The 1,969-nt window shown below is 48.3% G+C and carries 3 protein-coding genes; all 3 read right to left on the reverse strand.

Annotation, left to right across the window (positions count from 1 at the left end):
* Positions 1 to 456: tripartite tricarboxylate transporter permease (locus tag JF818_RS10050; protein ID WP_198891877.1), on the reverse strand; the 456-nt coding region annotated here is incomplete at its 3' end.
* Between the two features lie 14 nt (positions 457 to 470).
* Complete coding sequence (locus JF818_RS10055; protein WP_198891878.1) at positions 471 to 956, reverse strand: tripartite tricarboxylate transporter TctB family protein; 486 nt, start codon at positions 954 to 956, stop codon at positions 471 to 473.
* Positions 957 to 1,018: 62 nt separating this feature from the next.
* A partial coding sequence (locus JF818_RS10060; protein ID WP_198891879.1) for a tripartite tricarboxylate transporter substrate-binding protein occupies positions 1,019 to 1,969 on the reverse strand: 951 nt, incomplete at its 5' end.

The raw sequence follows: 1,969 nt of genomic DNA on the forward strand, positions 1-1,969 counted from the left end.
GTACTCCCACTGACCGAACTTCAGGGCAATCTTATAGAGGAATGGGGTAAGGAAGATCAACAAGAGAATTGAAATCAGTGTACCTACAAACGAGGCCACAATACCAACTCCGATAGCTTGTCCACCATGTCCTTGTTTGGCTAAAACGAACCCATCCAAGGCTGTCGCTGCCGCCGATGGTGTTCCAGGGATATTGATCATAATTGCCGAATAACAACCACCCATAACAGCTCCAACGTAGACTCCGAGGAGGAAGGCTACAGCGGTAGCAAGCTGCATTGAGTAGGTAAGGTTGATCAGCAGGGCGAGGGCCATGGTAGCGGTCAGTCCTGGAACTGCTCCAACCACGATACCGGCCACGGTTGCAATCATTGTAACAAATACCTGTGGATATCCGAACGCCTGTGCTGCTGCGGATCCGAACAGGGCAAATTGCTGTGCAAATGCTTCAAACATAGGTGCTCCCACCTCTATGGAAGAGGAATTTTAAAGACATACTGGAAAATAGCGCTGATTAGTAACGCTGAAAGGACTGAAATAATGATATTCTTCAACCAGGTTGTAGATTTCAGATACCAGAAGGTAACAACCAGATAGAGGAAGGTGGCTATTGCAAAATGGATTCTACCAATCAAACCATAGATATATACCACCATGAAGAATGAGAGAATGACTACGCGTTTTGATTCGGGGTTGAGGAACAAAGCAATCAGGCTGTCCTTTCGGAATGTAGCTTTTGTTGCTGCTACACTTCCCCCTCGAATTGATCCCACAAACATGACGATTCCGAACAGACAGAATATGATTCCCAGAATGAACGGGAAGAATCCTGGTGCATCGAGAAAACTGTTGAATACCTTCATTCCCAAGGACTCAACAATAAGATAGATTCCGAATGCCAACAGGAGTACACCCATGATGAGATCGGAAGCAGTTGTTTTCTTTATTTGGCTCATGCAACTATCCTTTTCCTAATAATTTCGGGAGATGGGTAGCCCATCCCCCGAAGCAAGACATATTATTTGATGTTCTGCTTAGCCACGTCCCAGTCAAAGTCTGCAAGCTTGGGAATACCAAACTCAGCTGGACTCTTAACGGTGGACCCGACATTGTGCAAGGTCCAAGCATATCCAGCTTCCTGGATGGCAAGGAACTTGTCAGCATCTTCGCCAGCATACCCAGCAAGGACCAATCCCTGCTCTCTTGCATAGTCAACGATCTCCGGCTGCTCTACTGCCCAGTAGAATGCCTCAGTCAGACCATCAAGAATGTTCTGAGGGACATCACGTGGGATCAAGAGAGGCCAAGTCTCACTGAGCAAGGGGATATTCTCTGCATTGTCCTGCACCTTCATGATGGAGGGAATGTTGAGTCCGAAGTCAGTGTAGTCTTTGGTATCAGTGATGGCGAGGGCACGAAGCTGTCCAGCCTTGATGAAGTCGATCAAGGAAGAGAAAGTACCCATGGCAATCTCTGCATCTCCTGCAATGACATTGATACCAGCCTGACGGCAGGAACCAGCGGTCATGTAGTTAGGAGTATCGATACCACCAACTTCACGAATAGCCTCGAAAAGTACGTGGGGACCAACACCAAAGCCGCTGATTGCCATGTTCTGCTTGCCGCTATTGAGGTAAGCCACTGCATCAGCATAGGTCTTGATGTCAGAATCTGCAGCAACAACAAGAGCAGCTGCACCCATGTAGGGGTGGAAGGAAGCCCAGTCAGCCCAGTAGGTGTCACTGGTGCCCATTACGCGGAATCCAGAGATCGGACCACTACCGGTTGCGAACAGACTGTAACCATCATGCTTCTTGCTGTACATTACAGTATTAGCAGCAACTGCGGATGCAGCACCTTCCTGGTTGACCACATTGATGGTTTCCCCAAGATACTCTTCCATCTTTGCGATAACCGGGCGAACAGCGGTATCAGTACCACCACCGGCTCCGAAGCCGACATATACTAC

Source organism: Sphaerochaeta sp. S2 (assembly GCF_016406725.1).
Lineage (GTDB): Bacteria > Spirochaetota > Spirochaetia > Sphaerochaetales > Sphaerochaetaceae > Sphaerochaeta.

What these genes read in the sequence shown, in the direction of transcription:
- JF818_RS10055 (WP_198891878.1), bottom strand. Translation starts at nt 956, where the DNA reads ATGAGCCAAATAAAGAAAACAACTGCTTCCGATCTCATCATGGGTGTA.